At 73.1% G+C, this 17,678-nt stretch carries 18 protein-coding genes and 1 pseudogene; 11 read left to right on the forward strand and 8 right to left on the reverse strand.

The genetic code is table 11. The annotated features are described in order from the left end of the window. Nucleotides 1–27: 27 nt before the first annotated feature. Nucleotides 28–672: a phosphoribosyltransferase gene (locus ACIBNA_RS13420; protein ID WP_399165347.1), complete on the reverse strand. Its 645-nt coding sequence runs from the start codon at nucleotides 670–672 to the stop codon at nucleotides 28–30. Between the two features lie 270 nt (nucleotides 673–942). Between ACIBNA_RS13420 and ACIBNA_RS13425 the strand changes: the two genes are divergently transcribed. Further along, nucleotides 943–2,187: a polysaccharide pyruvyl transferase family protein gene (locus ACIBNA_RS13425; RefSeq protein WP_399165348.1), complete on the forward strand. Its 1,245-nt coding sequence runs from the start codon at nucleotides 943–945 to the stop codon at nucleotides 2,185–2,187. A gap of 39 nt (nucleotides 2,188–2,226) precedes the next feature. Next, entirely contained in the window at nucleotides 2,227–3,666 is a 1,440-nt protein-coding gene (locus ACIBNA_RS13430) for an FAD-dependent oxidoreductase (protein ID WP_399165349.1), read from the forward strand. A gap of 12 nt (nucleotides 3,667–3,678) precedes the next feature. Here ACIBNA_RS13430 and ACIBNA_RS13435 read toward each other — a convergent pair whose 3' ends face one another. Beyond that, a complete protein-coding gene (locus ACIBNA_RS13435; RefSeq protein ID WP_399165350.1) occupies nucleotides 3,679–4,335 on the reverse strand; it encodes a dienelactone hydrolase family protein in 657 nt (218 codons plus the stop codon). 189 nt (nucleotides 4,336–4,524) lie between these two features. On the opposite strand from ACIBNA_RS13435, the gene ACIBNA_RS13440 reads away from it, so the two are divergent. From ACIBNA_RS13440 to ACIBNA_RS13455, 4 genes are read left to right on the forward strand one after another with little or no spacing between them, the layout of a single operon-like run. Further along, nucleotides 4,525–5,505 (forward strand): GlxA family transcriptional regulator, encoded by a 981-nt coding sequence (locus tag ACIBNA_RS13440; RefSeq protein WP_399165497.1) that lies wholly within the window; start codon nucleotides 4,525–4,527, stop codon nucleotides 5,503–5,505. Nucleotides 5,506–5,541: 36 nt separating this feature from the next. Next, nucleotides 5,542–6,144 (forward strand): DJ-1/PfpI family protein, encoded by a 603-nt coding sequence (locus ACIBNA_RS13445; protein ID WP_399165351.1) that lies wholly within the window; start codon nucleotides 5,542–5,544, stop codon nucleotides 6,142–6,144. Nucleotides 6,145–6,200: 56 nt separating this feature from the next. Next, a complete protein-coding gene (locus tag ACIBNA_RS13450) occupies nucleotides 6,201–6,656 on the forward strand; it encodes an archease (protein WP_399165352.1) in 456 nt (151 codons plus the stop codon). 33 nt (nucleotides 6,657–6,689) lie between these two features. Continuing rightward, nucleotides 6,690–7,796 (forward strand): CapA family protein, encoded by a 1,107-nt coding sequence (locus ACIBNA_RS13455; RefSeq protein ID WP_399165353.1) that lies wholly within the window; start codon nucleotides 6,690–6,692, stop codon nucleotides 7,794–7,796. Between the two features lie 144 nt (nucleotides 7,797–7,940). Here the strand turns inward: ACIBNA_RS13455 and ACIBNA_RS13460 are convergent, their stop codons facing one another. After that, nucleotides 7,941–8,960: an RNA polymerase sigma factor RpoD/SigA gene (locus ACIBNA_RS13460; RefSeq protein WP_399165354.1), complete on the reverse strand. Its 1,020-nt coding sequence runs from the start codon at nucleotides 8,958–8,960 to the stop codon at nucleotides 7,941–7,943. 134 nt (nucleotides 8,961–9,094) lie between these two features. Here ACIBNA_RS13460 and ACIBNA_RS13465 point away from each other — a divergent pair, with 134 nt between their 5' ends. Together ACIBNA_RS13465 and ACIBNA_RS13470 are read left to right on the forward strand one after the other, a co-directional pair. Continuing rightward, nucleotides 9,095–9,547 (forward strand): YbhB/YbcL family Raf kinase inhibitor-like protein, encoded by a 453-nt coding sequence (locus ACIBNA_RS13465; RefSeq protein ID WP_399165355.1) that lies wholly within the window; start codon nucleotides 9,095–9,097, stop codon nucleotides 9,545–9,547. 156 nt (nucleotides 9,548–9,703) lie between these two features. Continuing rightward, the gene (locus tag ACIBNA_RS13470) at nucleotides 9,704–10,966 is read left to right on the forward strand and encodes an MFS transporter (protein WP_399165356.1); all 1,263 of its coding nucleotides are present in this window, start codon (nucleotides 9,704–9,706) and stop codon (nucleotides 10,964–10,966) included. A gap of 70 nt (nucleotides 10,967–11,036) precedes the next feature. Here ACIBNA_RS13470 and ACIBNA_RS13475 read toward each other — a convergent pair whose 3' ends face one another. Beyond that, nucleotides 11,037–11,465 carry a VOC family protein gene (locus ACIBNA_RS13475; protein WP_399165357.1) on the reverse strand — a complete coding sequence of 143 codons (429 nt, stop codon included), beginning with the start codon at nucleotides 11,463–11,465 and terminating at the stop codon, nucleotides 11,037–11,039. Between the two features lie 270 nt (nucleotides 11,466–11,735). Here ACIBNA_RS13475 and ACIBNA_RS13480 point away from each other — a divergent pair, with 270 nt between their 5' ends. After that, the gene (locus ACIBNA_RS13480) at nucleotides 11,736–12,110 is read left to right on the forward strand and encodes an SH3 domain-containing protein (RefSeq protein ID WP_399165358.1); all 375 of its coding nucleotides are present in this window, start codon (nucleotides 11,736–11,738) and stop codon (nucleotides 12,108–12,110) included. 61 nt (nucleotides 12,111–12,171) lie between these two features. Next, nucleotides 12,172–12,546, forward strand: coding sequence for a peptidase M23 (locus ACIBNA_RS13485; RefSeq protein WP_399165359.1), 375 nt, complete (start codon nucleotides 12,172–12,174; stop codon nucleotides 12,544–12,546). Between the two features lie 196 nt (nucleotides 12,547–12,742). Here the strand turns inward: ACIBNA_RS13485 and ACIBNA_RS13490 are convergent, their stop codons facing one another. Beyond that, a complete protein-coding gene (locus ACIBNA_RS13490) occupies nucleotides 12,743–13,192 on the reverse strand; it encodes a hypothetical protein (RefSeq protein ID WP_399165360.1) in 450 nt (149 codons plus the stop codon). A 240-nt stretch (nucleotides 13,193–13,432) separates the two neighbouring features. Between ACIBNA_RS13490 and ACIBNA_RS13495 the strand changes: the two are divergent. After that, nucleotides 13,433–14,505: pseudogene (locus ACIBNA_RS13495) on the forward strand (hypothetical protein). On the opposite strand, the gene ACIBNA_RS13500 reads toward ACIBNA_RS13495, so the two are convergent. The 3 genes from ACIBNA_RS13500 to ACIBNA_RS13510 all read right to left on the reverse strand — a co-directional run bounded on the left by ACIBNA_RS13500 (nucleotide 14,481) and on the right by ACIBNA_RS13510 (nucleotide 17,659). Continuing rightward, complete coding sequence (locus tag ACIBNA_RS13500) at nucleotides 14,481–16,034, reverse strand: serine/threonine-protein kinase (protein WP_399165361.1); 1,554 nt, start codon at nucleotides 16,032–16,034, stop codon at nucleotides 14,481–14,483. The pseudogene ACIBNA_RS13495 and the gene ACIBNA_RS13500 sit on opposite strands and share 25 nt — an antisense overlap. Further along, a complete protein-coding gene (locus ACIBNA_RS13505; RefSeq protein WP_399165362.1) occupies nucleotides 16,031–16,834 on the reverse strand; it encodes a serine/threonine protein kinase in 804 nt (267 codons plus the stop codon). The genes ACIBNA_RS13500 and ACIBNA_RS13505 overlap by 4 nt, the downstream gene beginning before the upstream one ends. A gap of 87 nt (nucleotides 16,835–16,921) precedes the next feature. Beyond that, entirely contained in the window at nucleotides 16,922–17,659 is a 738-nt protein-coding gene (locus ACIBNA_RS13510; protein ID WP_399165363.1) for a class I SAM-dependent methyltransferase, read from the reverse strand. Nucleotides 17,660–17,678 lie beyond the last annotated feature (19 nt).

The raw sequence follows: 17,678 nt of genomic DNA on the forward strand, positions 1-17,678 counted from the left end.
CGCCACACCTGAAAGGTGAACAATTGGTCACAGCTGCGCGTGCAGTGCTTCCAGGACGTCCTGGTCCGTCATCTGGTCGAAGTTCTCGTACCACAGGCCAACGGCCATGAACGCGGCCGGCTGGTACAGGCAGATCACCTCGTCGGCCTCGGCGCGCATCAGCTCGGCCGCCTCCGGGGAGCACACCGGCGCGGCCAGCACCACCCGTTCGGGCGCCTGACGGCGGACGAATCGCAGCGCGGCCCGGGCCGTGGAACCGGTCGCCAGGCCGTCGTCGACCACGATCACGGTGCGTCCGCGCAGGTCGGGTGCGGGACGACCCTGCCGGTACAGCCGCTCGCGGCGGCGCAGTTCCGCGCGCTCCCGCTCGATGACGGATGCGAGGGCGGCCTCACGCAGGCCCAGGTGGCGCATGGCGTCCTCGTCGAGGAGCGGCACCTCGTCCCCGGCCATCGCGCCGACGCCGAGCTCCTCCTGGAAGGGCGCCCCGATCTTCCTGACGACGAGCACGTCGAGCGGGGCGTCCAGCGCCCCGGCGACCTCGCGCGCGACGGCGACCCCACCGCGGGGCAGGGCGAGGACGAGGGGATTCGGCAGTGCCCCCTCGCTCTGCCGGGTGCGCAGTGTTTCTGCCAGTTCCCCGCCGGCCTGCCGGCGATCACGGAACCGCATGACGGTCACCTCTGCTTCCCGCCCGGAGAGGGCCCTCGGCCGGTCCGGCTCCCGCGTACCCCCTGCCCACCGGACAATGCACACATCGCCTACCGGACAATGCACACCTTCCGGACCTCCGTCACACTCGGAACGCGGGGTGTTTCCGGGCGGGTGGCGCAGGCAACCCGGGACCGTGCGCACGGCACGACCGTACGTACGGCACGGCCCTGACCGCACGACCGGCGCACCAGGCCACTGAGCAGACTCCGACGCGACGGGAGCACCCGGATGACCACTGCCCCTTCTCATCCGAAGCCCGCCCGGCCGGGCCCGCGCATCGGCGTGCTGGGTTCGTACGGCGGCTTCAACATCGGCGACGAGTCGATCCTGACCTGTGTCCTGCACTGTCTGCGCGCCCAGCGGCCCGACGCCCGGCTGGTCGTCTTCAGCCGGAACGCCGAGCACACCCGGGCCCATCACCCGGGCGCCGACGAGGTGGTGGACTGGGAGGGCGTCAGCCGCAACCACGTCCTGGTGGCACTGGCCTCGCTGGACGTGCTGGTCCTGGGCGGCGGCGGGCTCCTGTTCGACGGTGAGGCGCGCCGCTATCTGCGCCTGGTCCGGGCCGCGCAGGAGCGGGGCATCCGCACCTTCGCCTACGCCATCGGCGCGGGTCCGCTGCGCGAGGCCGACGACCGGGAGGCCGTACGCACCGTGCTGGCCGACATGGACGACGTCGTGGTGCGGGACGAGGAGTCCAAGCTGGTGCTGGAGGAGGTGGGTGTCGAACGCGATGTCGTCGTCACCGCCGATCCGGCGCTGCTGCTGGAACCGGAGCCGTTCACCGACGAGATGATGCGCCACGAGGGCGTGCCCACCGACTCGCGCCTGGTGGGGATGTCGGTACGGGAGCCGGGCCGGGCGGCCGAGAAGCTGGACGAGGGCGACTACCACGCGCTGCTCGCCGACGTCGCCGACTTCCTCGTCCGCCGGCTGGACGCGCACGTGGTGTTCCTGCCGATGGAGCGGCACGACGTGCGGCACGCGCACGCCGTGCTGTCCCACATGACCGCTCCCGACAAGGGGCGGATCCTGCACGGCTCGTACAGCCCGGGGCAGGTTCTCGGCTTCATGCGCCATCTGGACCTGGCGGTCGGCATGCGCCTGCACTTCGTGATCTTCGCGGCGCTCTCCGGGCTGCCGGTGCTGCCGCTCCCCTACTCCGGCAAGGTCTTCGACTTCGCACGCCGGATGGGGGCTCCGGCCCTGGTGGGCGTGGCGCGTGAGCAGGCCGGGCTGCTGCTGGCGGAGGTGGACCGGCTGTGGGACGAATATCCGCAGCGCCAGGAGGAGCTGCACTCCCGCGTCCGGGAGCTGTCCACGCAGGCCCTGGAGACCTGCGCACGCTGCGGCGTGCTGCTGGACGAGGTCGACGGCGGCACGGAGGCCGCCATGGGCACCGCTCCCCTCCTGGGCACGCACGCAGAACCATCGCCCGAGCCCACTGCCGAACCCCGCCCGCTGGGCGTGTGACGCCGGCGCCGCCGAGGCCCCGCCCGCGGGAGGACACCGATGCCGATCCTGCAAGAACCGCGCGAGCCCCGCACCGTCACCCTGCCCGAACGGCCCGCCCAGCACGGCGGCCGGACTGAGGTCCTGGTGGTCGGCGGCGGCCCGGCCGGGTTCGCCGCGGCGGTCGCGGCGGCCGACGCCGGGGCCGAGGTCGTCCTGGTGGAGCGCTACGGGTTCCTCGGCGGCAACGCGACCGCGGCGCTGGTCATGCCGCTGATGTCGTTCCACAACGAGCACAAGCAGGCCACGTTCACCGAGTCCGGGGACGAAGCCCGGCTGCTGCCCACCGACCACGGCGAGGGCGAGCCGGTCGTCCAGGGCGTGCTGTGGCAGCTGCTGGACCGCCTCATGGGCCGCGGCGGCTGCCTGAAGCCCTCCCCCAGGACCGGATACACGGTCCCCTTCGACCCGGAGCTCTTCAAGCTGGTCCTGCTCGAGATGATGGACGAGGCGGGCGTGCGGATGCTGTTCCACGCCTTCGCCTCCACGGCGCTGCGCCTCGACGACGGCTGGCGTGTGGTGTTCGAGACCAAGTCGGGGCCGGTGGTGATCGACGCCGACGTGGTCGTGGACGGCACGGGCGACGGCGACGTCGCGGCGGCCTGCGGGGCGCCGTACGAGATCGGGCGGCCGGAGGACGGGCTGGTGCAGCCGATGACGCTGATGTTCCGGGTCGCGGACTTCGCCCGGCCGGACTTCGCGGCGTACGTGCGGGAGCACCCCGACCAGTGGCGCGGGGTGCACGGTCTGTGGGACCTGGTCGAGGAGGCCCGGGCGGACGGTGATCTGCGGCTGCCGCGCGAGGACATCCTGTTCTTCGCGACGCCGCATCCGCGCGAGGTCAGTGTCAACAGCACCCGCGTGAACAGGGTGCTCGGCACCAGCGTGTGGGACCTGACGCGGGCCGAGTACACCGCCCGGCGCCAGCTCGCGGAGATCGACCGCTTCCTGCGCACCCGCGTGCCCGGCTTCGAGGAGTCGTACGTGGTGCAGAGCGGCACGCACATCGGCGTCCGGGAGACCCGGCGCGTCGTCGGCGACTACCACCTCACCGGCCACGACATCCTGGCCGCCCGCCGCTTCCCGGACGTCGTCGCGCACGGCGCCTACCCGGTCGACATCCACAACCCGCGCGGCTCCGGGACGGTCCTGAAGCGGGTGCCCGCGGGCAGCTTCTACGACATCCCGCTGCGCTGTCTCGTACCGAAGGGCACGGAGCGGCTGCTGGTGGCGGGCCGCTGCATCTCGGGGACGCACGTGGCGCACTCGTCGTACCGGGTCATGCCGATCGCGATGGCGACCGGCCAGGCGGCGGGCGTGTGCGCCGCGCTGACCGTACGTCACAAGCACGGGCCTCGGGGTGTGCCGTACCGGCTGGTGCAGCGGGAACTGCTGCGGCAGGGCGCCCGGCTGCGCATCGATGTGCCGGTGGCCGGCTGACGCGGGCCGGCGTCAGCCCGCCGCGGTCCTCAGCTGGTCGTGGCACCACTGCCGGGCCACGTCAGTGACCTGGTCGAGTGCGCCCGGTTCCTCGAACAGATGCGTGGCGCCGGGCACCACGTGGATGGTGTGCGGGACGTGCAGTCGTCGGGCCGCCTCCTCGTTGAGCCGCAGCACCTGCCGGTCCCGGCCGCCCACGATCAGCAGCACGGGAGCCCGGACGGCGTCCAGGGCGTCGCCCGCCAGATCGGGCCGCCCGCCGCGCGAGACGACCGCCGGCACCCGGTCGGGGCGCCCGGCGGCGGCGACCAGGGCGGCGCCCGCGCCGGTGCTGGCGCCGAGCAGGACGACGGGCAGGCCCTGGGTGCCGGGCGACTGTGCCAGCCAGTCGATGGCGGCCACCAGCCGACGGCCCAGCAGGGGGATGTCGAAGCGGAGTTCGGCGGTGACGACGTCGAGCCGTTCCTCCTCCTCGGTGAGCAGGTCGATCAGCAGGGTGCCGAGTCCGGCGGTGCGCAGGCCGGCGGCGACCTCGCGGTTGCGGGGGCTGTGCCGGGAGCTGCCGCTGCCGTGCGCGAACAGCACGACCGCGCGGGCGGCCGGCGGCACGGTCAGATCGCCGGTGAGCGCGGCGCCGTCGGCGGGCACGGTGACCGTCTGGGAGATCATCGGAGGCCTCCTCTCCCCCAATTCCCGGACTCCCGGGGCCGTTCGTCCCCCGGTTCCCGGGTTCTTCCGCCCGCCTACCCACCCTGCGGCGGCCGTCCCGCCTCCCGCATGGCGCGATCTGTGGGATGCGTGTCGTTGACGCCATACCGCGGGCCGGAGGAGCGTGGAAGTGTGACTCCCCGCCGTCTCGTGACTCCCCGCCGTATCGTCTTCGTCGTCTTCGACGGCTTTCAGCCGCTCGACCTCACCGGCCCGCACGAGGTGTTCCACAGCTCGGGCGACGACTACGCCTGCGAGGTCGTGGCGCCCCGGGCGGGACCGGTCAGGTCGGGCAGCGGACTGCTCGTGCATGCCGAGCACGGCGTGGCGGACCTCGGCCCGGCCGGGATCGACACGCTCGTGGTGGTCGGCGGCCGGGGTGTCGACCGGGCCCGGCAGGACGAGGCGCTGGTCTCCTGGATCGCCGCCGCGGCGGCCGGTGCCCGGCGCGTGGCCTCGGTGTGCAGCGGGGCGTTCCTGCTGGCGGCGGCGGGGCTGCTGGACGGGCGCCGGGTCACCACGCACTGGGCCCGTGAGGAGCAGTTGGCCCGGGAGCACCCCGAGGTGCGGGTGGACTGCGAGCCGATCTTCGTCCGGGACGGGCGGGTGTGGACGTCGGCCGGTGTGACGGCCGGCATGGATCTGGCGCTCGCCCTGGTGGAGGACGATCTGGGCCGGGACGTCGCGCACGCGGTGGCCCGCCGGCTGGTGCTGTTCCTGCGCCGGCCGGGCGGCCAGTCCCAGTTCAGCGTGGCGTTGTGGGCGCGGCAGCCGGCGACGGACCCGGTGCGGGCCGCCGTCGCCGCGATCCACGCCGATCCGGGCGCCCGGCACGACATCGCCGGCCTCGCCGCGCACGCCGGGCTGAGCCCACGGCACCTCCAGCGCCGTTTCACCGCCGAACTGGGCGTGCCGCCGGCCGCGTACGTCGAGCGGGTGCGCGTCGAGGCGGCCCAGCGCGCCCTCACCGAGGGCGACGAACCGGTCGAGGCCATCGCCCGCCGCTACGGCTTCGCCACCGCCGAGACCCTGCGCCGCACGTTCCACCGCCGGCTCGGCATCGCGCCGTCCGACTACCGCGTCCGCTTCCGCTCCACCTCGGAACCCGCCGGCGCTCACCAGGTCTCGTAGCAACGCACACCACGTCTCATGGAAAGGGGAACCCGTATGACGACATACGGCCTGCTGGTCTTCGAGGACGCCGAGGAGCTCGACTTCGTGGGCCCCTGGGAGGTCTTCAACGTCTCCGCCCGACTGCGCGACGGCGGGGACACGGCCGTGCTCGTCGCCGAGCACCCCGGCCCGGTGCGCTGCAACAAGGGCCTGCGGGTCCTGCCCGACCACACCTTGGACGACCATCCGCCGCTCGACGTGCTGCACGTGCCGGGTGGCCGGGGCGCGCGCGAGGTCCAGGTGCACAACCCGGTGGTCACCGACTGGATCGGGAAGACCGCGGAGCGGGCCGCGTGGGTGCACGGCGTGTGCACCGGCACGTTCCTGCTGCACGCCGCGGGTCCCGCACGCGGGCGGCGGGTGGCCACGCACTGGAGCCAGGAGGACACCCTCGAGGCCCTCGGTGACGTGACGGTCGTCCGGGACGTCCGCTACGTCGTGGACGGCGACCTGGTCACCAGCCAGGGCGTCTCGGCCGGCATCGACAGCGCGCTGTGGCTCGTCGGCCGGCTGCACGGCCGTGACCACGCCAGGGCCGTGCGCCGCCACATCCAGTACGACCCGGCGCCGCCGTACCTCGCGGACGAGCCGGTCTGACCCACGCGCCGGGCCGGTCGCTGCATGGGGGCGCGAGCCTCGGGCAGTCGATGTTCATGGCAGGTGACAGGGGCGACGAGGGGCAGGGACGGCAGGCGGGCGAGTGCGGGCACCGGGCGGTGCCGCATCCGGAGTGCATCCGGATCGAGGCGTGGGCGGCGTGCCGGGAGCACTGTCTGGCGGAGGCCGTCCTGGCGATGGTGGAGTGCTTCGCGGACGTCTCCGGAGTGCGTCCGACCGCCGTGGACCGGGTGCGACTGGCCGAGGCCAGCGACGACGACCTGCTCGTCTCGCTGCTGGACGAGATCATCTTCCGGCTGGAGGAGTACGGCCAGGTGCCGGTGGACGTGGAGGCGGACGAGGCCGACGGCGGCCTGGACGTGCGGCTGGCGGTGACCGGTCTGGCGAATGTGGAGATCACCGGGGCGGTTCCGACGGCCGTCGAGTGGAGCGAGCTGCGGATCGGGCCGGATCCGTACGGGTGGTCGTGTGCGGTGACGGTCGACGCGTGACCCCGTCGGCCGGGGTGCGCCTACCGTGGAGGTGTGGGCGGCGGCGTCGTGACGCTGTTCCTGTGCGGTGACGTGATGCTCGGGCGCGGCGTCGACCAGATTCTGGCGCACCCGTGTGATCCGGCACTGCGGGAGGCGTACGTCGAGGACGCGCGGTCCTACGTCCGGCTGGCGCAGTCGGCGCACGGCCCGGTGCCCGCCCCCGTCGGTCCGTCCTGGCCGTGGGGCGAGGCGCTGCGGGTGCTGGACGCGGCCGCCCCGGACGCCCGGATCGTGAACCTGGAGACGTCGGTCACGCGCGGCAACACGTTCGCCCTGGACAAGGAGATCCACTACCGGATGCACCCGGCCAACCTACCGGCCCTGGCCGTGGCCCGGCCCGACGTGACCGTCCTCGCCAACAACCACGTCCTGGACTTCGGCCGCCCGGGCCTGCTGGAGACCCTGGACTCACTGGCCCGGGCCGGCCTGCGGACGGCGGGTGCGGGACGTGACGCCGAGCAGGCGTACGCGCCCGCCGCGGTCCCCCTCCCCGGCGATCGCCGGCTGCTGGTCCTCGCGCTCGGGGCGCGCTCCAGCGGCATCCCGTCAGGCTGGGCGGCGACGTCGGACCGGCCCGGTGTGGCGTACGTGCCCGAGCTCTCGCCCGCCGCGGCCGACTCCGTGCTGCGGCACGTCCGCCGGATCCGCCGAGCCGGTGACGTGATCGTCGTGTCCGTGCACTGGGGCACGAACTGGGGGTTCCGCGTGCCCCGGGAGCAGGTCCGTTTCGCGCGCGCCCTGGTGGACGGCGGGGTCGACGTCGTCCACGGCCACTCCTCGCACCACCCCCGACCGCTGGAGGTGTACCGGGACCGGCTGATCCTGTACGGCTGCGGCGACTTCGTCGACGACTACGAGGGCATCACCGGCTACGAGGAGTACCGCGACGACCTGCGGCTGGCGTTCCTCGTCTCGCTCGAGGCGGACAGCGGCCGGCTGGCGGGGCTGCGCATGGTGCCGCTGCGGGCGCGCCGGATGCGGCTGGAGCCGGCCCCCTGGGCGGACCGAGCGTGGCTGCGGACGACGCTCGACCGGATCAGCGGCGGGGTGGGGGTGACGCTGGAGCCGGACGGCTCGCTGGCGTTGACGCGCGGATGAACCGGTGGTGGCTCGGCCGGCCGGTCCGGCAGCGCCGCATGAGCCGGAAGACCGGCCCGGCAACGCGACCTGAGCCGGAAGACCGGCCCGGCAGCGCCGCACGAGCCGGGATACCCGTCCCGCAGCGCAGCATCAGCCGGGAGGTCAGCCCGCCCAGGCCTCCAGCCGCTCCCGGTTCTCGGGCGCCCGCAGCCGGGCGAGGGACTCCTTCTCCAGCCGGCGTACCCGCTCGCGGGTGAGGCCGACGCGGCGGGCGACCTCGTCGCGGGTGCGGGTGTGGCCGTCGTGCAGGCCGTAGCGGAGGCTGAGGATCATGGCCTCGCGAGGCCCGAGCGTGCCGACGGCCTCGCGCAGTTCCTCGGCGAGGGCCTGGTATTCGGCCACCTCCGGGCCCTGGAGCACCTCGGTGTCGGGGATGAGGTCGCCGACCACGGTCTCACCGGCCTCGTCCACGGGCGTGTCCAGGCTGACGGCCTGCCGGCCGACGCGGCGCAGCCAGCCGATCCTGTCGGCGGCGAGGCGGCTCTCGCGGGCCACTTCCTCGACGCTCGGTTCACGACCCAGGTCGAGTTGCAGACGCCGTTCGATCTTGGCGACCTTCTGGAGCTGCTCGACGACGTGCATCGGCAGCCGCACGGTGCGCGCGTGCGCGGCCAGGCCCCGTTCGATCGCCTGGCGGATCCACCAGGTCGCGTAGGTGGAGAACTTGAAGCCCTTGGTGTGGTCGAACTTCTCCACGGCCCGGATCAGCCCCAGGTTGCCCTCCTGGATGACGTCCAGCAGGGGCAGCCCGCGGTGGGCGTGGCGTTTGGCCATCGACACGACGAGCCGGAGGTTGGCGCGGACCATGTGGTCCTTGGCGGCCTGGCCGTCCCGGGCGGCCTCCTCCAGCTCTTCGCGACGCTCCGGCGTGAGGTCGCGCTCACCGGCGTCGGCCTGTTCCAGTTCCTCCAGCGCCCGCACGCCGGCCTGCATCCGCCGGGCCAGCCGGACCTCGTCCTCCCGGGTGAGCAGCGGGGTCGCCGCGATCTGCGTGAGGTACTGGCCGAGGAGGTCGGGTTCCTCGTCGGGCTCGGGGATGCGGTTGCGCAGCCGTGCGGTGCGAGCGGGGGCGCGGCGGTCCTCCCGGGGGTGTGCCGCGGGGTCTTCTGCCAGGGGAGACATCCTCGTGATCCTCCGTCCCCTACCTCTTTTCCGGCTCGCTACCCTATTCCGGCTCGTTCCGGAGGGTTCACGGGTACCCGAGGCGATCGGTCCCGAACCGCATGTCCGGGTCCCGCGGGGGTACCCCGGGGCACATGACCGGCATCGAAATGCGCAGCGACGCGTTCAACGACCACTCCTTCATCGCGCGCCGGTACGCGTACGAGGGACCGAACGTCTCTCCGCCGCTGACCTGGAGCGGCGTACCGGACGACGCGGCCGAACTGGTCCTGATCTGCGAGGATCCCGACGCCCCGTCGGGCACCTTCGCGCACTGGGTCGTGGTCGGCATCGACCCGCACAGCGACGGCGTCGAGGCCGGGCACTGCCCACCGGGCGGCACGGAACTCGTCAACGGCTACGGGCAGCGTGGCTGGGGCGGCCCGCATCCCCCGCCCGGGGACGACGCACACCACTACTTCTTCCGGCTCTACGCCCTGTCCGAACCGTGCGTCCTGCCCGACGCGCCCCGTGCGAACCAGGTGCACGAGGAGGTCGAGAAGCGCCGCATCGCGGACGGCACGCTGGTGGGTCTCTACCAGCGCTGAGACGGCTCACGGGTGGGACGGCCCGTGTCTTCGTGGCACAACGGTTGGTTGTGCCACGGGTGACGGACGGTTGTTTGCCCGGGCGGCCCTGCGCCCGCTTGGATGGCTGCCGGTCAACACCGGGTTGTCCGCGGGAGCTGGGAGTGTGCGCCGGGTATGGCGGGCAGGCGGTCGCTGGGGCGGCGGTTCGGGTGGCTGTGGGGTGCGTACGCGGTCAGCACGGCCGGCACCTGGCTCGCGTTCGACGCGTTCGCCCTGATCGCGGTCCTGGCGCTGGACGCCGGACCGATGCAGGTGTCGCTGCTGGCGGCGGTGGGACCGGCGGTCGGCGCGGCGGTGTCGGTGCCGCTCGCACCGTGGGTGGAGGTCCGCCGTAAACGGCCGGTGATGATCGCTACGGACCTGGTCCGGTGCGCGGTGCTGCTGAGCATCCCCGTGGCGTTCGCCCTGGGCCGGCTGAGCTTCGGCCAGCTGCTGCTGGTGTCGGTGGCCGTCGCGGCGGCCGACATCACCTTCAACGCGGCGGCCGGGGCGTTCCTGAAGGGGCTGGTGCCGCGGCGGGACCTGCTCGTGGCGAACGGGCGGTTCGAGGCGACGACCTGGACGGCCAGCATGGTCGGGCCGCCGCTGGGCGGGGCCGCGATCGGGCTGTTCGGTCCGGTGACGACCGTGGTGGCCGACGCGGTGAGCTATCTGCTCTCGGCGTTCGGCCTCCGGGCGATCGGCGGCGAGGAGAAACCCCCGGTGCGGCCCGCGTCCAGCGAGGTCCGCCCCCGCGCGGGCGACCTGCTCGACGGCTGGCGGTACATCCTGGCCGACCCGGCGCTGCGCCCGCTCTTCTTCAACACGGTCCTCGTCAACTCCCTGATCATTGCGGCCTCTCCACCGCTCATGGTCCTGATGGTCGACCATCTGCGGTTCGCCCCCTGGCAGTACGCGCTCGCCTTCGCGGTGCCCTGCACGGGCGGCCTGCTCGGCTCGCGCCTGGCACCACGGCTCGTGACGCGGTTCGGGCGGCACCGGGTCATGCTCACCGCGGGGGTGCTGCGGGCCTGCTGGTCACTCGGACTGGCCTTCGTCGGCCCCGGTACGGCCGGGCTGGCGCTGGTCATGGCGGTCGAGTTCGGGCTGATCGCCTGCTGTGCCGTGTTCAACCCGGTGTTCGCCACGTACCGCCTCGACCGGACCCCCGCGGACCGGGTCACCCGCACCCTGTCCGCCTGGTCGGCCACCGGCAAGGCCACCACAGCGGCCATGACCGCCCTGTGGGGCTTGCTGGCCCACCTGACCGGCCCCCATACGGCCATCGCCCTCGCCGGCGTCTTCCTCCTCTCCACCCCCGTCCTGCTCCCCCGCCGCGGCAGGACACCGGACGCCGGCCCCGAGCCGACTCCCCTGACGCTGAAGGACGCCGCCTGAACGGCCCGCTCGCGGGAGCGGTGGGCCGGGGACGGGAGCGGCGTCGCCCCCGTCCCCGGCCCAGGCCGGATCAGACCGCCCCGGGCACATCCTCCATGACGCCGTTAAGCGGCGAGGACGGGTCCGCGCCGTACGGACGGGTGATGATCTCCAGGCCGTGGCCCGCCGGGTCGAGGAAGTACACGCCCCGGCCGCCGTCGTGGCGGTTGATCTTGCGCGGGTGGTTGCCGTGTGGGTCGGCCTGGATGGGGATCCGGGCCGCGACGAGCCGGTCGAGGGCCTCGTCGAACTCGTCCTCGGAGACGAGGAACGCGTAGTGCTGCATAGGAATGTCGGCGTCGATGGTGAGGAAGTCCAGCGTGACGCCGTTGGCGGTCGTCACCGGCAGGAACACCCCGGCCGGTGTCCCGACCTCCAGGCCCAGGATCTCCGCGAGAAAACGAGCGGACTTCTCCCGGTCACGGGACAGGACGATGGTGTGATTGAACTCGACTGACACTGTTGAATGCCTCCACGGGCATCTCCGCGGCGCCTCCATGCCTCACCCGGACGGTGACCGGCACGCGATGCCGCGCGGTGGATCGTAGACAGAGGCGGCTGTGGTCGTCGAGCGGTTTTCGGCCGTATCGCGCCGCCCCCGCCCGGCAGGGCCAAGTACCCTCGCCCGCACCCCTGTTGTCCCGCACGACCCTGACAATTGTCAGGGACCGCGTCGCCCCTGCTCTCCCTACAGTTCTGAGCGTCGGCCACACCTCAGGGGGAACTCGACATGTCCACTCGCATCTTCGCCAGGGCCGCGCTCGTCGGCGCCGGGGCGCTCGCTCTGCTCGGCCCGCTCACCGCGGGGACCGCAGCCGCGTCCGCCGCAGGCGAGCAGGGCGGCGCCCGCGTCATGGCCGCGCCGTACGCGGTCGTACCGTACGAGACCGTCAACGTCCGCTACGGGCCGGGCACTTCCTACGGAATCCTCGCCACCGTTCCGGCGGGCCAGCCGCTCGGCGCCTACTGCTGGACCCGCGGCCAGCGCATCACCGACAACGGCTACAGCAACGACGTCTGGGTGAAGCTCCTCGAGGGCTACGTCAGCGCCGTGTACCTCAAGGGCAACGAGTACGGCGACCTGCCCGCCTCGGCGCGCTGCTGACCCGGATCATGACCACTTCTGACCACACCATCCTCACCATCGTCCTACGGGGGACAGACACATGAAGCGAATGATCAGCCGTACCGCCATGGGCCTCGCCGCGGCCGCGCTCGCCGTCGGCGGCCTCGCCACCACGGCCCAGGCGGCCCCGGCCGTCGCAGACGGCGGCGACCCGACTCTCACCGACGTCTACATCTGGGCCACCGACGTCAACCTGCGCCAGGAGCCGACCACCAACTCCCCGCGCCTCGCGGTCCGTTCGCAGTGGTGGGCGGACGCCATCTGCCAGAAGCAGGGCCAGACGGTGCACGACCCGGCCGTCGGCACGAACAACTGGTGGACCGCCGTCATGGAGCTCTCGGGCAGCGACGTCGCCTGGGTGAACAACCTGTACATCCGGGGCGGCCAGAAGATTGCCGGCGTCCCGGACTGCTGACGCACCATCAGCCACCACACGCCCGCGGCGGCCCACCGGAGATCGGTGGCCCGCCGCGGGCTCGTTGCAGGTCAGCAGTACCCCATCGGGCCCATGTCCGTGTAGAAGACGTAGCCGACGCTGCCCCACCCGGTGACGTCGGTGCGCGAAGGGGGCGGACCGGAACACCGGCCGCCCCCTGTGGCGTGTGTGCGGCTCAGTACCAGCCGGTCTCGGTCAGGTCGTGGCCGTCGCACGAGAGCAGGGCGCGCGAGACGCGTCCGTTGAGGTTGTTGCCCATCTGCGTGTAGGCGTAGGTGATGCCGGGGTCGACGGTCTCGGAGACCCAGCCGTCCACACGGCCCACGCCGTTGTCGGAACGCTGGAGTACGGCGACGCAGCCGGGCCGGGAGTTCTCGATCCGGGCGAAGGAGCCGCACTTGTCGGAGTAGAAGTACTTCAGGGCCATGCCTTCGGCGTACTTGGTGGCCCCGACCTGCCGGAACGTGCCCGAGCAGTAGGAGGTGGTGGGGTACTGACCCTCGTTCCCGTAGGCCCCGTAGTTGCCGCCCGAGTGCGGCGCGGCCTGGGCGGAGGTCGGGAGGAGCGCCATCACCGCGGCGGCGCCTCCGGCGGCCAGCAGTGTCCTGAGTGATCGGCGGCTCATGAGCCCTCTTTCGTGTGTCGGCGGGTGTTTCTGGTCGTGACCGTACGGGCGTCACCACACCTGCGACACCTGACACTTATCAGGGTCGAACGCCACAGGTCGTCTCGTTTCGGGGAGCCCTGACATTCGTCAGGACCGGCCCCACCGCTCGGGCTCCTAGTGTGTCGGCGCGGGACCAAGGCTCCGCCGGACCACCGTGCGACCGGGCCACCGGGCCACCGGCGACCAGGAAGCGCTCAGATCCCGGACGGCGTCACCGCCGGGATCGCGGTCTTCGACCGCCGCACCGGCACGTTCACCGAACAGGTCGACGAGAGCGCGCGGTTCCGGTCCGCCTCGGTCGTCAAACTGCTGCTGGCCCTGGACTTCCTGTGGAACCGCGGGCCCGGCTACACGATCCCCGAGGCCGACCGGGCGCGGCTGGAGCCGATGCTGCGCAGCAGCGACGACAAGGCCGCGAACCACTACTGGTCGCAGTACGGCGGCTCGGCGATCATCGACCGGATGACCACCCGGCTCGGTCTGCGCGACACCGCGCCGCCCCCGCCGGGTACGAGGGCTACTGGGGCTACACCGCCCTGTCGGCCCGGGACACCGTGGCGATCTACCGCTACATCCTGGACGAGGCGCCCGCGCCCGTCCGCGACTTCGTCATGGACAACCTGCGCCGCTCCACGCGCTGTGCCTCGGACCGCTTCGACCAGCACTTCGGGATCGCGGGCTCGTTCGACCGCCCCTGGGCGGTGAAGCAGGGCTGGGCCGGGGAGTACGCGAAGGGGACGTGCGGCGCCTCGGGGGCGGCGGGCGAGGCAGCACCGGCCACCGCTCCCGCCGCCCGGGCCGCCGCCGGCGTGGACCTCACCCGCCCCGCACTGCACACCACCGGCACGGTGGGCGCGGACGACCGCACGATCGTGGCCGTACTGACGCTGCATCCGGTCGGCACGTCGTACGGGAAGGCGTACACCGACCTCGGCCGGCTGACCCGCTCGCTGAACGTGCCGGGCGGGGTGCGGCCGGCGGGGGCGTGGTTCGGCACCTGGGGCGAGTTCGTGAACGTCCGCAGGGGCCCGGCCACGGGTGATGCCCGGGTCACGCAACTCCCGGCCGGGGTCGAGGTGCTGGTGGGCTGCCAGACACGGGGCCAGGTGGTCAGCGTGCCGCCCTACACCAACGAGTGGTGGGCCTATCTGCCCCAGTACGGCGGCTACATCTCCAACATCTACATCAGCTCGCCGGACAACCGGCTGCCGAACGTCCCGGAGTGCGGCTCGCGTACGTCCGGGGGTCAGCGCTCGTACTCGGCGAGATAGCCCAGCACCTTGTCCACGTGCGGGCGTACCCGTGCGGGGACGCCGCCCTCCTCGATGACCGTGCGGTCGCTGGTGCGGTAGCCGGCCGCGACCAGTGCGGGCAGGTCCTTCTTCGGCAGTCCCGCCTGTTTGAAGCGCTGGTCGAGCCAGCACACGTACAGGCTCATGGTGGCGATCGCGTCCGGCGGCGACATGTGGTCCTTGTCGCCGTCGCCGTCCCCGTCCACCGCCCAGGCCCGGAACACCGACGGGGTCCACATGGCGATGCCGTACTCGTCGCTCTCCGGGCGGGCGGCGTTGGCGTCGAAGCCGCTCTCCGCCTTGAGCAGTGCGGCGAGCAGAGCGGGGGTGATCTCCTCGTCGGTGCAGCGGTGGGCGGCGCGGGCGATGACGGGGCGCAGCGCCTCGGGTACGTCGGAGTCCTCCTGTATCTCACCGGGCACCGGGCTGTGCGCGCCGGTGACGGCGGCAAAGGAGCCGCGGTCGCGGTCGTCGTCCCGGGTGTCGCCGGCTCCGCCGAGGAGTGCCGCCGCGGCGACTGCGGCGGCGGTCAGGACGACGAGCCCGGCCGCCACGGCCGGCACCAGGCGTCGTCGGCGGCGCGGATCGCCGGTGAGTTCCTCGACGCGGGCGGCGACGCCACGAGCCGTGTGCGGGAGCCGGGTTGCGTGGTCCGGCGCCAGGCAGTCGGCGATCAGCCGGCGCACGTCGTCGCCGAGGCCGGCGTCGAGCCGCAGGGGTGCGGTGCCGCGTGCGTAGGCCTGGGCGGCCAGGGAGCGGGCCCGGGCCGTGGCGCCCGGGAAGGGGTGGAGTCCGCCGGTGAGCACCTGGTGGGCGAGGACGCCGAAGGCCCAGATGTCGGCGGTGGGCCGGACGACGGCGCCCTGGGTGCCGGTGCGCTGGGACCACCACTCGGGCGGCAGGTGGTCGAGGGTGCCGAGCGGCGGCAGATGGGCGTGGGTGCCGTCGAGTTCGGCGGCCAGCCCGAAGTCCGCCAGCCACACCTGCCCGCCCGGGCCCAGCAGGACGTTGGCGGGCTTGAGGTCGCCGTGCACCCAGCCGGCGTCGTGCATGTGGGCGAGTCCGGCGGCGACTCCGCGCAGGACGCGGTCGGCACGGTCGATCGGCCCGCCGGTGGAGGCGGCGTCCAGGACGTCCTTCAGGCTGGCCTCGGCACGGTCCATGACCAGGGCGATGGCACCGTCCAGGGCGGGCAGGTGCGGTGCCTCGACGGTGCACACGGCGTGGGTCCGCACGAGGTGGGGGTGGTCGGCCTCGGCGCTGAACCGGACCTCGCGCTCGACGAGTTCTCCGAGCGCGGCGCGCTGCCCGGGCCCCAGGGCGCCGGTCGGGAGCACCTTCACGGCGGCGGGTGTGCCGTCGGCGACGGTACGGGCCTCGTAGACGGTCCCCCAGCCGCCGGAGCCGATGACCGTGCCCACCTCCCAGTCCTCGATCCGGAAACCCTCCGGGAGGCGGGGCGGTCCGGGTATCTCCAGGTCGTCCGGGACGTCGTCGGGTCTCGTCATGCGCCTGCCTCCTGCGGCGTGAGACGGCCGGCCCCGCGGGACGGCAGCAGGCTGAGATGCTCTTCGCGTACCAGGCCGAAGCGCAGGGCGACGGAGGCGAGCCTGGAGCGCTTGGCTCCGGTGCGGCCGCCGTCGGACCCGGTCGCGGTCTCCTCACCGAGGTCCAGGCGCAGTTTGGCGAAGGCCAGGTAGTCGATGTGGTAGTTGACCGCGGAGCGGGTCAGGTCCCGGCAGGACTCCAGCGGCCGCAGCCGCTCCACGATCTGCCCGACCCCGGGCAGCGCCGAGTCGGAGGGGTCGCGCAGCCGGGGTTCGCACAGGGCCACCAGCACCAGGAAGTACTTCGACGTCGGGTCCAGGGCGAAGGGGTGGACGGTCTGTTCCCCGCCGCCCGGCGCGGACTGCTCACCGAGGTAGGCGTGCTGGGGTGCGAACACCTTGAAGGTCGCGGTGCCGGACAGGGCCGGGAGCACCACGCGCGAGAACTCGAACGGCACGGGCGCGCCGAGCCGCCCCGGGGCGACGGTCAGGTACTCGCCGGCTCCCTCCAGGTTCTCCACGACGTACGACACGCTGCGGCTGAAGTTGGACAGCCGCCAGTAGTCCCCGGCCGCCTCCAACTGCCCGGCCCGGCGCGAGATCCCGGGGTCGGTCAGCACGATGCGCACGCCTGTGCTGCCGGGCGTGCCGCGGCCGAAGTCGGCGATGTCCCCGGGGCCCAGATGGATCAGGTGGGGCCTGCCCGGCTCGTCCGCACCCCACTGTGCGGGACCGGGCAACTGCACGATGATGGTTTCCACGCGGACTCCCCCGCTGATGACGCCCCCGATTTGGTCGCGAGGATTGTACGGGCGGATTCCGCTTGCGCGGAGGCGGCAGGGCCTGAGTCAGTCGGCTGTTTGCGGACGCCGTGCGACGAACACGAACTCCCGGCCCGGCCGGTCGGGCGCGTCGCGCACGTCCTCCACCACATAGCCCTGCGCGACGAGTTCCGCCTCGACCTCTTCCCGCTCGCGAAAGCGCAGCGTCGAATCCGACGTCAGCACCCGCCCGTCCGCGGCGAACACGTAGGTCCAGCGGAAGGTCACCAGTGGCCCGTTCACGTCGAGCAGATCGGCCCAGGACTCGATCGCGCCGACACCGGGGACGTCGGTCACGGTGTGCGTGGCCTCGCGGTTCCACTCCTCCCAGGCGCGGCGCGCCGGCACCCGGGTCTCGAACACGAGCCGGCCGCCGGGCCGCAGTGCCGCACGAGCCCCTCGCAGGGTCCTGCGCCAGTCCTCGGGATCGACGATCGCCTGGGCGGCGTTGCCCGTCATCGTCGCGAGGTCGGCGGTCAGGGGCGGAAGGGTCGCCGCGTCGCCGTGGATCCACCGCACCCGCTCGCCGCCCGGCTTGCCGCGGGCCACGTCCAGGGACGCGCCGGCGGGATCGACGCCGACGACGTCGACGCCGCGTTCCGCCAGCAGCAGCGCGAACACGCCCGTGCCGCAGCCGATGTCGAGCACCCGGCGCGCCCCGAACTCCTCCGCCATGCGCAGGTACGGTTCGAGATCGGCGCGGTCGGGGTCGAGCGGGTCGTACACCGCGGCGAGCCGCGGCTGCCGGAAGCACTCGTCTGCCATGCACCCGAAGGTACGAGGG

This window comes from Streptomyces sp. NPDC050164 (genome assembly GCF_044459945.1).
In the GTDB taxonomy this organism is placed as follows: Bacteria; Actinomycetota; Actinomycetes; order Streptomycetales; family Streptomycetaceae; genus Streptomyces; species Streptomyces coeruleorubidus_A.